Source organism: Micromonospora sp. NPDC005367 (assembly GCF_040606825.1).
GTDB lineage: Bacteria > Actinomycetota > Actinomycetes > Mycobacteriales > Micromonosporaceae > Micromonospora.
This window is the reverse complement of record NZ_JBEXFP010000006.1, coordinates 49,968-65,298: the sequence shown is the minus strand read 5'-3', so window position 1 is coordinate 65,298 and position 15,331 is coordinate 49,968. Positions and strand designations below refer to the sequence as shown.

Here is a 15,331-nt window from a genome sequence, read left to right as displayed (position 1 = left end):
GGGTGCGGTGGCCGGCTCGACCGTAGAGTGGGTCCGGTGAGCGGGAAGAGCGATCTTGCGGCACTGATCGAGTCGGTCTGTGACGAGCGGGAGCTCGACTGGGAGCCGACCGGCCCACACTCGTACGCGGTGACCCTGCCCGGTACCCACAAGCTCAAGACGGTCTGCAACCTGATCGTCGGCGAACACGCGTTGCGGATCGAGGCGTTCGTGATGCGGCAGCCCGATGAGCGGCGCGAGGAGCTGTGGGCGTGGCTGCTCCAGCGCAATGCCCGGATGTACGGGGTCTCCTTCTCGATCGACGCGGTGGGTGACGTCTACCTGACGGGGCGGGTCAACCCGGCCGGCGTCGACGCCGACGAACTCGACCGGCTGCTCGGGGCCGTGCTGACGTACGCCGACGAGTCCTTCGACACCATGTTGGAGATCGGCTTCGGCAGTTCGATCCGGCGGGAATGGGAGTGGCGGGTCAAGCGTGGTGAATCCACCGCGAACCTCGCCGCGTTCGCTCACCTCTTCGAACCGTCCGGAGGTTCGGAGCCTTCCTGACGGGTATGCCGCTCCGCGCGGTGCGGCAGGTTGGGACACGCCGCGCGCCGAGGACCATCTGTCGAGGAGCGTGAGCGTCTCATGGCTCAGCGGAACAGCACGGGTCGCGGCGGGACTGCGACCAGGACCAGGCAACGGGCGGGGAACCGGACCCCGAACACGCCGTCGATCTCCGAGTCGGAGATCTCCCGGATGCGGGTGGACGACATTCGCGGTCGGCTCCGCAAGTACGGCGTCTCGGGTATCAGCGCGCTGCGCAAGCCGGAACTGGTGAAGGAACTCGCGCGGGCGATGCGCAGTGGTGGCGGGGCCGCGCGCAAGGCCACCGGACCGGCCGGCCGGGCCGCCGGAACCCGCGCCGCGGGGCGCGCCTCGGCCACGAAGAAGGCGGCCACCGCGCGGGTGGCCAAGGCGGCTCCGGGTCGGGCCAAGGCGGTACCGGCGAACAAGAGCGCCCCGGCGAAGAAGGCCGCCGCGAAGAGGGCGGCGGCGAAGAAGACGACCGCCGCGAAGCGGACGACGGCGGCGAAGAAGACGACCGCCGCGAAGCGGGCCGTGCCCGCACGCAAGACGGCGGCCGCGACGAGGACGGCGCCCGGTAAGAAGGCGGCACCGGCGCGTAAGACGGCCGCCGCCAGGAAGACCGCGCCGGCGCGGAAGAGCACGAGCCGCGGCGGTACCGCCGCGAAGGCGGCGGGCGGTGGCCTCCGTACCGGACGCGCAACCGCTCGGTCGGCGCGCTCCTCGCAGGTCATCTCGTCACTGGCGGACCGGCCGGAGCGACCGGGCCGCAGCCTGGTGACCAGCAACCACGAGGTGATCATGCGCTGGGCCCGTGAGCGTGGCGCGAAGCCGGCCACCATCGCCGGCACCGAGCGGGAAGGCCGGGTCTCGGTGCTGACGTTCAACATCCCGGGTTACCGGGAGAGCAGCCGGATCCGCGAGATCACCTGGGACGACTGGTTCCACACGTTCGATCTACGGCGGCTCAACCTGATCTATCAGGAGCAGATGCGCGACGGTCGGCAGAGCAACTTCTTCCGTACCGAGTCGCCTGATCGCGAGGACGCTTGACGGTTTGCGGGAATGCCGGACGGGTATCCGCCGTTGGCACAGAACGTGGCCCGGAGCAGGGACAACTCACGCGCTGTGACCGGCGAGACAGCCGATCTGGGTTGAAACCGTAATCCGGGCGAATTAACTTTATTGTGCCGCGCCACGCTTGGAAACGTTCGGGGGAGCGGCGGATCGATCAGATCCGCGCACCAGGCGAGGTGCGAGGGGACGGGTGGTTCAACCGTTGGGGGACGGTGCCCACCTGTTTGGACCGGCGGCGCGAGCGGGCGACGCTTACGGGGGTGAGTGTTGCCCGCCGCCGCCGGCCCCACCAGAGCGCGAGTGCCCACCGCTGCCAGAGGGCGTGGTGGGCACTCTGCGTCCGCTGTGACATAGGCGACCGGGGTCAGGTCCTGACCGGATCGCCGGCCGGTTCCGGTCCGCCGGCCCGCACCGGCCCGCTCGTCGGAGTGGCCGGCCGCCCGTTCTTCGTGCCCCGCAGCAGTGCCGCGACGCGGCGTTCCCGGGGCGGCCCGGCGAGCAGATGGCCGACGGCGGCGAGCAGGCCGAGCCCGCCGACGATGAGCCAGTGGGCGGAACCCAGGTACTGCAGGCTCACCCCGCCCAGCGTGGGCGCGACGAACGACGCGGCTGGGAAGGTCAGGTAGAAGACCGACTGATAACGGGCGCGCAGCTCGGGTGGGGCCAGATCGGCGTTGATCTGCGCGTTCGGTGGGGCCGCGAGCATCGAGCCGACCGTCCACACCACGGCGGCGCCCAGGTAGACCACCAGTTCGTCGGCGACGGCCAGCGCGCCGAAACCGACCGCCATCAGCCCGGTGGAGGTCGCGAGGACGAAGCCCTTCCGGCGGCGGTCGATCAGCCTGGGTACGAAGAGCTGGCCGAGCACGATCAACGCGCCGCCGAGCGCCACCACCAGGCCGTACGCAGACGGTTCGAGCCCGTCCGCGCGCATCGCCAACGGCATGATCGTCGACGTCTGCATGGTCAGTACGGCCAGCACGAAGGTGAGCCCGACGAAGGTCAGGAAGATTCGGTCGGTGAGTGCGGTGAGCAGGCCGGGGCGTCGGGAACCGCGCGCCGCCGAACCGATCCGGGGAGCGACCCGAGGTGTCCGGACGGGCCGGCGAAGCGTCTCGGGCACCTTCCAGGCGATCACCAGGGCGGTGGCGAGCGTCGCCCCGGCGTCGACCAGGAACAGCGCCAGGTAGCTCGCCTCGGCGAGTACGCCGGCCAGGAGCGAGGCGACCGCCATGCCGAGGTTGAACGCCCAGAACTGAAGGTTGAACGCGCGTGAGCGGCGCTGCTCCGGGACCATGTCGACGATCGACGCCACGAACGCCGGGCTGGGCATCGAGTGCACCACCCCGACCAGCGCGGAGAGCACCGTGATGAGCAGCAGGTGCCGGCTCAGGGCCAGCGCGATCATCAGGCCGGCGGTGACGAGGTGAGCGGTGAGCAGGGTCGCGCGTCGCCCCCAACGGTCGGCCAGGACCCCGCCGAGCAGCACGCCGACCGCCCCGCCGGCCCCGTACGCCCCGACCACCGCGCCGGCGAGCGAAGCGCTGGCCCCCCGCGCCTCGGTGAGGTAGAGCGACAGGAAGAGCATCGCGAACGCGCCGGCCCGATTGATCAGAATGCCGGCCCAGAGGTACCAGAAGGTGGCGGGGAGACCGCCCGCGGTTTCGTGCCACCAGCGCCGCAGGGCGTGCACCCGTCCTCCAGACAGTTCGGTTTGTTAACCGTTACCGCCTGACCGTATCGGAACACCGAGGGCCGGCCCGATTCGCGTCCCGGCGGCGCGAGTCGGGCCGGGCCGGGTCGATCAGTTCGCGGGTACCGGCTCGGCGGCCCCGGCGGCCTGCGGTGCGGCCGGCTCGATGACGGTCGCCGGGGCGGCGGTACGCCGCAGCGCGAGCGCACGCCGTTCCCGGGCCGGCCCGGAGACCAGGTGGGCCACGGCCATCACCGCGCCGAGGACCGCGCAGCCGACCCAGAGCGCGCTGTTGCCGGCGTGCTCACGGACCAGCCCGCCGAAGATCGGCGCGGCGGCACCGGCGATCTGCCAGGAGAGCGAGAAGACACCCTGGTAGCGACCGCGAAGTTCGGCGGGGGACAGCTCGGCGATGAGGGTCGCGTTGGAGGGGGAGTTGAGCATCTCGCCGAGCGTCCAGATCAGCACGGTGAGCCCGTAGAACCAGGCGGCGTGGGCGAACGCCGTGAGCCCGAAGCCGACGCCGGTCACCAGGGCGGCCAGGGCGAGTACGTGGGACCGGTTCCGCCCCCGGATCAGCCGCGGCACGAAGAGTTGCCCCACCACGATCAGTACGCCGTTGAGCGCGATCACCGAGCCGTACGTCGCGGGGCTCAGACCGGAGTCGCCCATCGCGATCGGCAGCATCGAGATGTGCTGGAGGAAGATCAGCGCGGCGAAGAGGTTCAGCGCCACGAAGCCGAGGAAGATCCGGTCGCTGAGGATGGTGCGCAGCGCGCCCGCCGGTGCGGCCGCGCCCTTGCTGACGGGCCGGGCCCGCCGGGTCTCGCCCACCCGGGTGAAGATGATCAATGCGGTGACCAGCGTGGTCGCCGCGTCGATCAGGAAGAGCAGCAGGTAACCGGCCTGTGCGGCGAAACCGGCCAGCACGGCCGCGCAGGCGAAGCCGAGGTTGATCGCCCAGTAGTTCAGGGAGAAGGCCCGCAACCGGTCCTTCTCCGGCACCACGTCGATCATCATGGCGCCGAACGCGGGGCGGGCCGCCTCGGCGAACGCGCCGAGCAGCAGGGCGCCCAGCGCGACCGCCCAGAGCGGCCGGGCCAGGCCGAGCCCCACCATCATGACCGCCCCGCCGAGTTGGGCGGTGAGCAGAGTGGGCCGGCGGCCCAAGCGGTCGGCGAGCGTGCCGCCGATGGTGGTGCCGACCGCGCCGCCGACGCCCCAGAGACCGATGACCAGGCCCGCCTGGGAGGCCGAGAAGTCGCGCTCCTGGGTGAGGTAGATGGCGAGGAACACCAGCACGAACGAGCCGAGCCGGTTGATCAGGGTGCCGGTCCAGAGGTACCAGAACCGCGCCGGCAGTCCGCCCGCCGTATCCCGAAACCAGCTCTGCACCGTCCGCATCCGCGACCGCCCCCGTGTTTGGTAATGACCGGTGTATCTAAAGCGCCTTACAAACTAGTCGGCGCCCTGACGCTCGGTCACCAGCTTTTCCACGTGGTGGTCGTCACGACGGGTCGCGGCATGTCCAGCCACGACGTACGGCAGGATGATCCGCATGACTGCGAGTGAGGGGCCCACCGTCGGGACGCTGGTCCTGTTGCGGCACGGCGAGAGCGACTGGAACGCCAAGAACCTCTTCACCGGCTGGGTGGACGTCGATCTGACCGCCAAGGGGGAGACCGAGGCGCGGCGCGGCGGTGAGCTGCTCCGCGAACACAACCTGCTGCCGGACGTGGTGCACACGAGCGTGCTGCGGCGCGCGATCCGCACCGCGGAGCTGGCGCTGAGCGCCGCCGACCGGCACTGGATCGCGGTGCGCCGGTCGTGGCGGCTCAACGAGCGGCACTATGGCGCTCTGCAGGGCAAGAACAAGAAGCAGACCCTCGACGAGTACGGCGAGGAGCAGTTCATGCTCTGGCGGCGCTCGTACGACACCCCGCCGCCGCCCATCGACGACAACGACGAGTGGTCCCAGGTCGGCGACCCCCGGTACGCGCTGCTGCCCACTGAGCTGATGCCGCGTACCGAATGCCTCAAGGACGTGGTGGAGCGGATGCTCCCCTACTGGTACGACTCGATCGTGCCGGACATCCTCGCCGGCCGTACGGTGCTGGTGGCCGCGCACGGCAACTCGCTGCGTGCCTTGGTCAAGCACCTCGACCAGATCTCCGACGAGGCGATCGCCAAGCTGAACATCCCGACCGGCATCCCGCTGCGTTACGACCTGGACCCGAAGCTGCGTCCGCAGGTCCTCGGGGGGACGTACCTCGACCCGGAGGCCGCCAAGGCGGCCGCCGCCGCGGTCGCCAACCAAGGCCGCTGAGCCACTACCCGGTGCGGCAAAGGGCCCCCGCCGCGCAAGCGGCAGGGGCCCTGCGGAGCTCGGGCGCGCGGCTCAGCTCGCCGTCGGAGCCTGTTCGCCGGTGATCAGGTAGACCACGTGCTCGCCGGCGTTCACCGCATGGTCGGCGAAGCGCTCGTAGAAGCGGCCCAGCAGGGTGGCGTCGATCGCGGTCTCCACCCCGTACGGCCAGTCCTCGCCGAGCAGCACGCCGAAGAGGTGCTTGTGCAGCTCGTCCATGGCGTCGTCGTCGCGGTCGAGCTCGGCGGCGATGTCGGCGTCGGGCTTGGCCAGCACCGAGGCGATCTTCTCGGCCATCCGGTCGGCGATCGAGTCCATGTCGGTGAAGATCTGGCGCAACTCGGCCGGCACGGCGGGCGACGGGTGCCGGCGCAGCGCGGTCTTCGCCACGTGGTCGGCCAGGTCGCCCATCCGCTCCAGGTCCGCCGCCACGTGCAGGGCAGTGATCATGGCGCGCAGGTCGGAGGCCACCGGCGCCTGCCGCGCCAGCAGGTCGCAGACCCGCTCCTCGACGTGCCGGTAGAGGTCGTCGATCTCGGCGTCCCGCTCGATGACCGTCTCGGCGGCCTGCCGGTCGGCGGTGAGCAGGGCCCGGGTAGCCTGCCGCATGGCGGACCGGACTCCCTCGGCCATGTCCACCAACAGTTGGCTCACAAGGTGTAGATCGGCCCGGAACTCGTCGCGCATTGTCACGTCCTGTGGGGGTCGTGGCCGGCCGCGGCCGGCGCAGGATTGAACGGTGTGCCGACCACGGTAGGGCGCACGGGCGGACCCGAAATGAATCACGGTGAACGACGCCCGACGGTTACGTTAATTTTGCGGGAAGCGAGCCGGTTTCATCCCTTTCTGGGCGGTAGCCAGGTTAACAATGACCCTACGATCGCCAGGTGGAATGGGCGGTGGCGGTCGCAGTGGCCGTGGCGCTGGTGGCCGGACTGGTCGCCGGGATCCTCCTACCCGGAATCCGGTCGAGGTGGGCCCGCCGTGACAAGTCGACGGGGAGCGGCAGTTCCCACGTGAACAGGGGGAGGCCCGCGATAGCCGAGGATCCGCAGGCTGGGCTCGGCCGCCGTACGATCGACTCCCTCCGAGCCGGCGTCGTCGTGCTGGATCCGGACGACGTTCCCGTTCTGGTCAATCCCGCAGCCCGGGCGATGGGGCTGCTGCGTACCGGCGCCAGCCCGGGCTCGATAGCGGCGCACCCGCTGATCCGTACCCTCGCCGGTCAGGTCCGGCGGACGGGCATCCGGCGTGAGATCGAGCTTGACCTGCCCCGGGGCCGCGACAACGCCGGGGACAATCCGCTCGGCGTACACCTCAGGGCGATGGGCGTGGGTGCCGGGTACATCGCCGTGGAAGCCGCCGACGTGACCGAGTCGCACCGGCTTGCTCGGGTGCGGCGTGACTTCGTGGCCAACGTGAGCCACGAGCTGAAGACGCCGATCGGTGCCCTGCAACTGCTGGCCGAGGCGCTGCTGGACGCCACGGAGCCGGCCACCGACGCCGCGCCGGACCTGTCCGAGGACATGGTCGCCGCCCGTCGGTTCGCCGAGCGCATACAGCACGAATCCACCCGGCTCGGTCGGCTGGTGCAGGAACTGCTCGAACTGACGCGCCTGCAGGGGGCCGAGCCGCAGCCGGCTCCCGAGCCGGTCTCGGTGGACTGGGTGGTCGCCGAGGTGGTCGACCGTACGCGCACCACGGCCTCCGCCCGCGAGATCGAGGTGGTGGCCGAGGGGCAGCGTGGCCTGACCGTCTACGGCAGTGACAGTCAGCTCGCCACCGCCGTCGCCAACCTGGTCGAGAACGCCATCAACTACTCGGCCGACGGCACGAAGGTGCGGATCACCGCCAGCAGTGGCGAGGAGCACGTGGAGATCGCCGTCACCGATCAGGGCATCGGCATCGCCCCCACCGACGTCGATCGGATCTTCGAGCGGTTCTACCGGGCCGACCAGGCGCGTTCCCGATCCACCGGCGGTACGGGGTTGGGGCTGGCCATCGTCAAACACATCGCGAGCAACCATGGCGGACGGGTCGATGTGTCGAGCACTCTTGGTGGTGGGTCGACGTTCACCCTCCGGTTGCCCGCTCGCCCCCCGGACGACCTCCTGACGACACTGCCAGGCGCTGGGATCGAGCCTGGTTCAGCCGAGCTTCGGCAGGTCTGACAGCAATGGAAAGGAAACCCCGTTGAGCCGCGTTCTGGTGGTCGAGGACGAGGAGTCGTTCTCCGACGCCCTGTCGTACATGCTCCGCAAGGAGGGCTTCGAGGTCTCGGTCGCCGCGACGGGTCCGTCGGCCCTGACCGAGTTCGACCGGACCGGGGCGGACATCGTGCTGCTCGACCTGATGCTGCCCGAAATGTCAGGTACCGAGGTCTGCCGTCAGCTCCGGCAACGCTCACACGTGCCGATCATCATGGTCACCGCCCGGGACAGCGAGATCGACAAGGTCGTCGGCCTGGAGATCGGGGCCGACGACTATGTCACGAAGCCGTACTCGCCGCGCGAGCTGGTGGCCCGGATCCGCGCCGTGCTGCGCCGGCAGACTCCCGAGGCGGCCGAGTCGGGCACCCCGACGCTGGCGGCCGGCCCGGTCCGGATGGACATCGAGCGTCACGTGGTGACCGTCGACGGTGGGACCGTGCAGCTTCCGCTCAAGGAGTTCGAGTTGCTGGAGCTGCTGCTGCGCAACGCCGGCCGGGTGCTCACCCGGGGTCAGCTCATCGACCGGGTCTGGGGCGCCGACTACGTCGGCGACACCAAGACCCTGGACGTGCACGTCAAGCGGCTCCGCTCCAAGGTCGAGCCGGAGCCGTCCACGCCGCGCTACATCGTGACCGTGCGCGGCCTGGGCTACAAGTTCGAGCCCTGATCGGCGGACGGGAGGGCGCGCGGCCGGCGGTGGACTGCCGTGAGCTGGTGCTCAATGCTTTCCACCTGTCACGTTGCACGCCCGCTGCGGTTGCGGAGCGTGAGCGGTGCGTATAGGTGTGCAGAGCAAAGGGCGACGGGAAAGGTAGGGCCGGCGGCCTGGCGGATCACCCTCCATGAGGGGGCCGGCTGCCGCGAGGGCTGCGGCTGCCGTGCGGAGGCGCGGCTTACGGCGCGGGGTGCGGCTACGGGCCCGGCGGGTCGCCGGGGTGATCAGGACTGGTCGGCCGGGTGCGGGGCGACCAGGCCCTGGCGGGACCGGGTCGCGCAGAGTTCGGCCAGCTTCGCGTACGCGGGTGCGCCGATCAGTGCGGTGAGTTCCGGCCCGTAGGAGACGTACATCGGATCGGTGCCGACGTGCGCGTCCGTCGAGGAGGTGCACCACCAGTCCAGGTCGTGCCCGCCGGCGCCCCAGCCGCGCCGGTCGAACTCCGACAGGGTGGACACCAGCACCTTCGTGTTGTCCGGCCGCTTGACCCAGTCCTGGTCCCGGCGGATCGGCAGTTGCCAGCACACGTCCGGCTTGTACTCCAACGGGTGCACCCCGTCGCGCAGCGCCTGGGCGTGGAGCGCGCAGCCGCCCCCGCCCGGGAAGTCCGGGTCGTTGAGGAAGACGCAGGGCGCGTCCGTGTCGCGGGTGGCGGTCCGACGAGCCGGGGTCTTGCCGTCGACCGTGTCGTTCTCGGTCCATTTCTTGAACCCGCGGCGGAAGTGCTGCCAGGTCTCCGGCGTGAGCCGCTTGACGGCGGCGCGTACCCGCGTCTCGTCGTCGGAGTCGGTGAAGAAGGCGCCGTGCGAGCAGCAGCCGTCGGCGGCCCGACCGGCGATGATGCCGTGACAGCCCTGGCCGAAGATGCAGGTCCAGCGGGACAACAACCAGGTGAGGTCGGCCCGGATCAGGTGGCTCTCGTCGGCGGGGTCGGCGAACTCGATCCATTCCCGGGGGAAGTCCAGCGGCACCTCGCGGCTGCGCGGGTCGCCCGGGTCGTCCACCAGTACGCGGAGCTCCATCGTCACCCGGACCAGCGTACGCGTGGTCAGGCGTCCGGGCCTGGGAGCCGCGTAAACCTGTTGCCCTAGGGTCGAACCATGCGACTGGGGGTCCTCGACGTCGGTTCCAACACGGTCCACCTGCTGGTGGTGGACGCGCACCATGGCGCGCACCCCTGGCCGGCACACTCCGAGAAGGTGGTGCTGCGGCTGGCCGAGCAGATCGGGCCCGACGGCGCGCTGACCGAGGTCGGCGCCGACATGCTGATCAGGGCGGTGAGCATGGCCAAGGCGGCCGCCGCCGGCCTGAACACCGACGACCTGATCGCGTTCGCCACCTCCGCCGTGCGGGACGCCACCAACGCGGCCGAGGTGCTGGCCCGGGTCCGTGACGAGACCGGCGTACGCCTGGAGGTGCTCCCCGGTGCCGACGAGGCGCGGATGACGTTCCTCGCGGTCCGACGCTGGTTCGGCTGGTCGGCTGGTCGGCTGCTGCTGCTGGACATCGGCGGCGGGTCCCTGGAGATCGCCGCCGGAATCGACGAGGACCCGACGGCCGCGGTCTCGCTGCCGCTGGGCGCGGGCCGGCTGACCCGGGAGCGGCTGCGGGTGTCGCCGGAGGACCTGACGCCGCCGTCCGCGCAGGCGGTGGAGGAGCTGCGGGAGTACGTCGACGGCCAGCTCGACCCCGTGCTCAAGGAGATCGTCGACGTGGGTTGGGAACGGCCGGTCGGTACGTCGAAGACGTTCCGTACGCTGGCCCGGCTGGCCGGGGCGGCGCCCTCCGGAGCGGGCGTCTGGACGAAGCGCAGCCTCACCCGTAACGGGCTGCGCCAGGTGATCGGCTTCATCCGGCACATCCCGCCCGGGCAGCTGGCCGAGCTGGAAGGGGTGAGCATCGGCCGGGCGCACCAGCTGCTCGCCGGCGCGGTCGTGGCCGAGACGGTGATGCGCAAGCTGGACGTCGAGAAGCTGACGATCTGCCCGTGGGCGCTGCGGGAAGGGGTCATCCTGCGCCGGCTGGACCAGCTCGGTACGCACTGAGGGCTACCCCGGGTCCGTACGGCCGGTTTGTGCCCGGTCGTCACCATGTGTCGCGCGCGCCGCGGGGCTACCCTGGCTGAGTGACGTCCCGAGTCCCGGTGCTCCTCTCCAGCTCCTCGGTCTTCCCGGAGCGGACGGCGGCGGCCTTCCAGCTGGCCGCGGCCCTCGGCTACGACGGGATCGAGGTGATGGTCTGGACCGACGCCGTCAGCCAGGACTCCGGTGCGTTGCGTGGCCTCGCCCAGCACTACGGGGTGCCGGTGCTCTCCGTGCACGCCCCCTGCCTGCTGGTGACGCAGCGGGTGTGGAGCCCCGACCCGTGGGAGCGGCTGCGCCGGTCGGCCGAGCTGGCCGAGGCGCTGGAGGCGCCGACGGTGGTGGTGCATCCGCCCTTCACCTGGCAGCGCGACTACGCCCGCAACTTCCGCGACGGGCTCGGCGAGATCGCCGACCGCTACCCGGATCTGCGCTTCGCCGTGGAGAACATGTACCCGGTCCGGATGGCCGGCCGGCAGTTCGTCCCGTACGTGCCGGGCTGGGATCCGACGGAGACCGGCTACCCCGCGTACACCCTCGATCTGTCGCACTGCGCCGCGTCGCACACCGACTCGTTGGAGATGGCCGACCGGATGGGCGACGCGCTGGCGCACGTGCACCTCGGCGACGGCACCGGCGAGGGGCGCGACGAACACCTGGTACCGGGGCGGGGCACCCAACCCTGCGCCGAGGTGCTGCGGTCACTGGCGGGGCGCGGCTTCACCGGTTCGGTGGCGGTCGAGGTGTCGACCCGGGGAGCACGCAGCCGGGCGGTACGCGAGGCCGATCTGCGCGCCGCGTTGGACTTCGCCCGTCAGCACCTGATCACGCCGTCCCCGGTCGACGCCTGACCCGTCCGCGCGAGGCATCGTCGGCGACGCTGCGCCCGGGCGGACGGCGGCGACCTCAGCTGACGGGCGTCAGTGAGTCGGCCGGTACCGGCTGAGCGGCGACGGTGGCCTGCTCGCCGATCGCGGCCCGCTTGCGGGCCCGGTGCGCGGCCACGTGCGAGCGGGTGGCGCAGCGCTCGGAGCAGAACCGCCGGCAGCAGTTCGACGAGGTGTCCAGGTAGACGTTGCCGCAGCGCTGGTCGGCGCAGACCCCGAATCGCGCGCTGCCGTACTCGCACAGCCAGACCGACAGGCCCCAGACCGCGCCGGCCAGGTACTCGGAACTCACCGAGGCGCCCCGGCTGGTCACGTGCATGTGCCAGTCGCTGGAGTCGTGGCCCGAGATGCGCGGCTGTACGGGGAAGGCCTCGAGCAGCGCGTTGAGTTCGGCCACGGCGTCGGCGTCCCGCCCGGAGGTGCCGTAGTCGAAGACGTCACGTAGGCGCTTCTGCGCCCGTCGGAAGATCGTCAGGTCCCGTTCCGCGACCTCTTCGCGCATCCATGCGCTGGTCTCGGGGAAGAGGGCCCGCAGGTCGTCGAGGTCGTCCAGGCGGGCGTTGACGAGGTCAACGCCGGTCCGGGCGTACGCGTCGAAGTTCACGCTCACAACCGTAGACGACTCAGACGCCATGTGGCGCGTCGATGTAGTGCGGCAGAAGGGGGTGGTGGCCGGCGCTCGGCTGCCAGGGGGCCGTCCGGGCAACGCGACACGTCGACCGTGGGCCCCTACCGGCCTGCGGGGCTGCCCCTCCACGTCGGGCTTCGGCCGGGCGATACGCTCGCCCCATGCTCCGTTCCGTCATCCTCGCCGCCTCCCGGTCGTCCCAGGTCGAGCGGCTCGTCGCGACGGCCCCGTTCACCCGGGACGTCGTGCGCCGGTTCGTGGCCGGCGCCAAGACCGACGACGCGCTGCACGCCACCCGTGCGCTCGTCAACGACGGTCTCGCGGTCACCCTCGACAACCTCGGCGAGGACACCGTCACCCCCGAACAGGCCAACGCCACGCGGGACGAGTACCTGGCGCTGCTGCGGCTGCTCGGCGCGGCGGGACTCACCCCGGCGGCCGAGGTCAGCGTGAAACTCTCCGCGCTCGGGCAGACGTTCGACGAGCAGCTCGCGTACGACAACGCGCGGGCGATCTGCGCGGCGGCCGACGCGGCGGGCACGACGGTCACCCTGGACATGGAGGACCACACCACCACTGATTCGACGCTGGAGATCCTGGCCAGGCTGCGCAAGGACTACCCGTCGACCGGGGCGGTGCTCCAGGCGTACCTGCGGCGGACCGAGTCGGACTGCCGGGAACTGGCCTCGGCGGGCTCCCGGGTACGCCTCTGCAAGGGGGCGTACAAGGAGCCGGAATCGGTGGCCTACCAGACCGCCCACGAGGTGGACAAGTCATACGTCCGGTGCATGAACATCCTGATGTCGGGCGACGGCTACCCGATGCTGGCCACGCACGACCCGCGACTGATCGCGATCGGGGAGGACCGGGCCCGGTGGTTCGACCGGGGGCCGGATCGGTTCGAGTTCCAGATGCTCTACGGCATCCGGCCGGAGGAGCAGACCCGGCTGGTCGGCGAGGGCTACACCGTGCGCACGTACGTGCCGTACGGCGACCAGTGGTACGGCTACCTGATGCGCCGTCTCGCGGAGCGTCCGGCCAACATGGCCTTCTTCGCTCGCGCGCTGGTGTCGAAGAAGTAGGCCGGGTTCACCGGTTCGACCAGCCCCGGGTGCTGAGCACCAGGCGGTAGCCGTCCGGATCGGTCAGCGTCACACCCCAGCGGTCCCAGTACGGGCCGGCGGAGACTCGCGTCCCGCCGGCCCGTTCCAGTTCCCGCACCAGGTCCTCGTCGATCGGTCCGTCGAGGTAGAGCACGAGCAGGTCCTCCTCGGTCGGGGTCGGGGCGGGTACGCCGGCGACCAGTTCCAGGTGCCACTGGGCGTCCGGCCAGCCCAGCATCAGCAGATCGTGCTCGTCGGGTCCGTCGGGGGTGGAGCGGCAGAGCACGTCGAGGGTGAGGCCGCCGACCCAGAAGCGTTCTGCTGCGACGAGGTCGCGGCTCGGGCGGGCGATGCGCAGGTGCGGTACGGCGCTTCGAACGTTCGGCATGTGGTCGATCGTGCGACTTCAAGCCGAGGTGAGGTCAAGCCCTTGACGACGGTGGCTAATGCGATTAGCTTCTGAGTGATGAGTGTTAGTTCGGTTGAGCGGCCCGGCGGACGCATCGCGTACGAGGTGCTGGGGGCGGGCCCGCTCGTCGTCCTCTCGCACGGCATGGGGGAGAACCGGGCATCCTGGCGGCACCTGGCCCCGCTGCTCGTCGCGGCCGGCTACCGGGTGGCCGCCGTCGATGTCCGGGGGCACGGCGAGTCCACCGTCGGTTGGCCCACGTACGCCCCGGCGGAGGTCGGTGGCGACCTGCTGGCCGTGGTCGACGACCTCGGCGGTCCGGCCGTGCTGGTCGGCAGCTCGTCCAGCGCCGCCGCGGTCGTCTTCGCCGCCGCCGACGGGCCGGAGCGGGTCGCCGGGATCGTGGTGATCGGCGCGCTGGTCGAGCCGTCCAAGGCGAACCCGGCGATGCGGCTCGCCCAGGCGCTGGTGCTGCGCAGTCCACGGCTGTTCGGGATGTTCCACCGGACGCTCTTCCCGGTCACCCGTCCGGCCGACGACGCCGCGTACCGGCGGGCGATGGTCGCCAACCTGCGTGAGCCCGGCCGGATGGTTGCGGTGCGCGGTGTGATCGCCCAGGTCGAGCCGCACTGGACCATCCGGGCGCGCGAGGTCCGGCAGCCGGTCCTGATCCTCATGGGCACCCGCGACCCGGACTTCGCCGATCCCGGCGCCGAGGCGCGGGCCGCCCGGCGGCTCTTCGGCACCGCGGAGGCGCGCATGATCGACGACTCCGGTCACTACCCGCACGCCGACCAGCCGGAGCGCACCGCGGAGCAGCTCACCGCGTTCCTGGAGGTGAGCGCCGGTGCCTAGGGCCGGGCTCAACCAGCAGATCGTCGTACGCGAGGCGGCCCGGCTCGTCGACGAGGTCGGCCGGGAGCAGCTCACCCTCGCCGCAGTGGCCGGTCGGCTCGGCGTCGCACTGCCCAGCCTCTACAAGCACGTCCGGGGCGCGGACGCCCTGGCCCAGAAGCTCTCCGCGTTCGCCACCGCCGAACTGGCCGACGAGCTCATGACGGCCGCCGTCGGGCGGGCCGGTGCCGACGCGCTGCATGCCGTCGCCGCCGCCTACCGGTCGTACGCGCGCCGGCACCCCGGCCGGTACCCGGCCACCCAGCAGGTGCCGGATCCGGCCGACCCGGACCACGTGGCCGCCGGCGAGCGGGCGGTCCGCGCCGTCTACGCGGTACTGCACGGCTACGGGATCACCGGCGACGCCGCGGTCGACGCCGCCCGGACGCTGCGTAGCGCGTTGCACGGGTTCGTCTCGTTGGAGGTGGCCGGCGGCTTCGGCCTGCCTCGCGACCTCGACCGCTCCTACGACCAGATGATCGGGTCGCTCGACGCCGCGCTCCGTGCCTGGGGCACCAGGTGGACGGGTTGATCCTGGGCGCTCGCGCTCGCCATGGTGATCGTCTGGGTGGCGGCCGCCGCATTGATCCGGTTCACCGACCACGCCGGACGATCGGTCATGCTGCCGCGACGTCCGTCCGCAGTGACTAGTGATGCCGGCCTCGCCGGATCCACCGATCGGTGGCTACCCTTCGCCGG

At 71.3% G+C, this 15,331-nt stretch carries 17 protein-coding genes; 10 read left to right on the top strand and 7 right to left on the bottom strand.

Annotated features, from left to right (window positions below):
* Window positions 1-36 precede the first annotated feature (36 nt).
* Window positions 37-549, top strand: a complete 513-nt coding sequence (locus ABZS42_RS06630) for a YbjN domain-containing protein (RefSeq protein WP_355142944.1) — start codon at window positions 37-39, stop codon at window positions 547-549.
* Window positions 550-635: 86 nt separating this feature from the next.
* On the opposite strand, the gene ABZS42_RS06625 is transcribed toward ABZS42_RS06630, so the two are convergent.
* Complete coding sequence (locus tag ABZS42_RS06625; RefSeq protein ID WP_355143079.1) at window positions 636-758, bottom strand: hypothetical protein; 123 nt, start codon at window positions 756-758, stop codon at window positions 636-638.
* Between ABZS42_RS06625 and ABZS42_RS06620 the strand changes: the two genes are divergently transcribed.
* Window positions 742-1,623 (top strand): hypothetical protein, encoded by an 882-nt coding sequence (locus tag ABZS42_RS06620; RefSeq protein ID WP_355143070.1) that lies wholly within the window; start codon window positions 742-744, stop codon window positions 1,621-1,623. The two genes, ABZS42_RS06625 and ABZS42_RS06620, sit on opposite strands and share 17 nt — an antisense overlap.
* A gap of 388 nt (window positions 1,624-2,011) precedes the next feature.
* Here ABZS42_RS06620 and ABZS42_RS06615 read toward each other — a convergent pair whose 3' ends face one another.
* Entirely contained in the window at window positions 2,012-3,340 is a 1,329-nt protein-coding gene (locus ABZS42_RS06615; protein ID WP_355142943.1) for an MFS transporter, read from the bottom strand.
* 111 nt (window positions 3,341-3,451) lie between these two features.
* Window positions 3,452-4,744, bottom strand: coding sequence for an MFS transporter (locus ABZS42_RS06610; protein ID WP_355142942.1), 1,293 nt, complete (start codon window positions 4,742-4,744; stop codon window positions 3,452-3,454).
* 154 nt (window positions 4,745-4,898) lie between these two features.
* Between ABZS42_RS06610 and ABZS42_RS06605 the strand changes: the two genes are divergently transcribed.
* Window positions 4,899-5,666 (top strand): phosphoglyceromutase, encoded by a 768-nt coding sequence (locus tag ABZS42_RS06605; protein ID WP_355142941.1) that lies wholly within the window; start codon window positions 4,899-4,901, stop codon window positions 5,664-5,666.
* 72 nt (window positions 5,667-5,738) lie between these two features.
* Here the strand turns inward: ABZS42_RS06605 and phoU are convergent, their stop codons facing one another.
* Complete coding sequence (gene phoU, locus ABZS42_RS06600; protein WP_355142940.1) at window positions 5,739-6,392, bottom strand: phosphate signaling complex protein PhoU; 654 nt, start codon at window positions 6,390-6,392, stop codon at window positions 5,739-5,741.
* A 200-nt stretch (window positions 6,393-6,592) separates the two neighbouring features.
* Here phoU and ABZS42_RS06595 point away from each other — a divergent pair, with 200 nt between their 5' ends.
* Entirely contained in the window at window positions 6,593-7,876 is a 1,284-nt protein-coding gene (locus tag ABZS42_RS06595) for an ATP-binding protein (RefSeq protein WP_355142939.1), read from the top strand.
* Between the two features lie 22 nt (window positions 7,877-7,898).
* Window positions 7,899-8,582, top strand: coding sequence for a response regulator transcription factor (locus tag ABZS42_RS06590; RefSeq protein ID WP_355142938.1), 684 nt, complete (start codon window positions 7,899-7,901; stop codon window positions 8,580-8,582).
* A 272-nt stretch (window positions 8,583-8,854) separates the two neighbouring features.
* On the opposite strand, the gene ABZS42_RS06585 is transcribed toward ABZS42_RS06590, so the two are convergent.
* Window positions 8,855-9,652 carry a hypothetical protein gene (locus tag ABZS42_RS06585; RefSeq protein WP_355143069.1) on the bottom strand — a complete coding sequence of 266 codons (798 nt, stop codon included), beginning with the start codon at window positions 9,650-9,652 and terminating at the stop codon, window positions 8,855-8,857.
* A 78-nt stretch (window positions 9,653-9,730) separates the two neighbouring features.
* Here ABZS42_RS06585 and ABZS42_RS06580 point away from each other — a divergent pair, with 78 nt between their 5' ends.
* Both ABZS42_RS06580 and ABZS42_RS06575 read left to right on the top strand, forming a co-directional pair.
* Entirely contained in the window at window positions 9,731-10,675 is a 945-nt protein-coding gene (locus ABZS42_RS06580) for a Ppx/GppA phosphatase family protein (protein WP_355142937.1), read from the top strand.
* An 80-nt stretch (window positions 10,676-10,755) separates the two neighbouring features.
* Window positions 10,756-11,562, top strand: a complete 807-nt coding sequence (locus tag ABZS42_RS06575) for a sugar phosphate isomerase/epimerase (RefSeq protein WP_355142936.1) — start codon at window positions 10,756-10,758, stop codon at window positions 11,560-11,562.
* A gap of 55 nt (window positions 11,563-11,617) precedes the next feature.
* Here ABZS42_RS06575 and ABZS42_RS06570 read toward each other — a convergent pair whose 3' ends face one another.
* Window positions 11,618-12,202, bottom strand: coding sequence for a CGNR zinc finger domain-containing protein (locus ABZS42_RS06570; RefSeq protein ID WP_355142935.1), 585 nt, complete (start codon window positions 12,200-12,202; stop codon window positions 11,618-11,620).
* Window positions 12,203-12,387: 185 nt separating this feature from the next.
* Between ABZS42_RS06570 and ABZS42_RS06565 the strand changes: the two genes are divergently transcribed.
* Window positions 12,388-13,308, top strand: coding sequence for a proline dehydrogenase family protein (locus tag ABZS42_RS06565; protein WP_355142934.1), 921 nt, complete (start codon window positions 12,388-12,390; stop codon window positions 13,306-13,308).
* A 7-nt stretch (window positions 13,309-13,315) separates the two neighbouring features.
* On the opposite strand, the gene ABZS42_RS06560 is transcribed toward ABZS42_RS06565, so the two are convergent.
* Window positions 13,316-13,717 (bottom strand): VOC family protein, encoded by a 402-nt coding sequence (locus ABZS42_RS06560; protein WP_355142933.1) that lies wholly within the window; start codon window positions 13,715-13,717, stop codon window positions 13,316-13,318.
* A gap of 78 nt (window positions 13,718-13,795) precedes the next feature.
* Here ABZS42_RS06560 and ABZS42_RS06555 point away from each other — a divergent pair, with 78 nt between their 5' ends.
* Window positions 13,796-14,593: an alpha/beta hydrolase gene (locus ABZS42_RS06555; protein WP_355142932.1), complete on the top strand. Its 798-nt coding sequence runs from the start codon at window positions 13,796-13,798 to the stop codon at window positions 14,591-14,593.
* The gene (locus tag ABZS42_RS06550) at window positions 14,586-15,164 is read left to right on the top strand and encodes a WHG domain-containing protein (RefSeq protein ID WP_355142931.1); all 579 of its coding nucleotides are present in this window, start codon (window positions 14,586-14,588) and stop codon (window positions 15,162-15,164) included. The genes ABZS42_RS06555 and ABZS42_RS06550 overlap by 8 nt, the downstream gene beginning before the upstream one ends.
* Window positions 15,165-15,331 lie beyond the last annotated feature (167 nt).

Excerpts from the sequence above, each read along its gene's own strand:
- ABZS42_RS06620 (WP_355143070.1), top strand. The coding sequence starts at position 742 with ATGCGGGTGGACGACATTCGCGGTCGGCTCCGCAAGTACGGCGTCTCG.
- ABZS42_RS06625 (WP_355143079.1), bottom strand. The coding sequence starts at position 758 with ATGTCGTCCACCCGCATCCGGGAGATCTCCGACTCGGAGATCGACGGC.
- ABZS42_RS06610 (WP_355142942.1), bottom strand. The coding sequence starts at position 4,744 with ATGCGGACGGTGCAGAGCTGGTTTCGGGATACGGCGGGCGGACTGCCG.
- ABZS42_RS06605 (WP_355142941.1), top strand. The coding sequence starts at position 4,899 with ATGACTGCGAGTGAGGGGCCCACCGTCGGGACGCTGGTCCTGTTGCGG.
- phoU (WP_355142940.1), bottom strand. The coding sequence starts at position 6,392 with ATGCGCGACGAGTTCCGGGCCGATCTACACCTTGTGAGCCAACTGTTG.
- ABZS42_RS06585 (WP_355143069.1), bottom strand. The coding sequence starts at position 9,652 with ATGGAGCTCCGCGTACTGGTGGACGACCCGGGCGACCCGCGCAGCCGC.
- ABZS42_RS06580 (WP_355142937.1), top strand. The coding sequence starts at position 9,731 with ATGCGACTGGGGGTCCTCGACGTCGGTTCCAACACGGTCCACCTGCTG.
- ABZS42_RS06565 (WP_355142934.1), top strand. The coding sequence starts at position 12,388 with ATGCTCCGTTCCGTCATCCTCGCCGCCTCCCGGTCGTCCCAGGTCGAG.
- ABZS42_RS06560 (WP_355142933.1), bottom strand. The coding sequence starts at position 13,717 with ATGCCGAACGTTCGAAGCGCCGTACCGCACCTGCGCATCGCCCGCCCG.
- ABZS42_RS06555 (WP_355142932.1), top strand. The coding sequence starts at position 13,796 with ATGAGTGTTAGTTCGGTTGAGCGGCCCGGCGGACGCATCGCGTACGAG.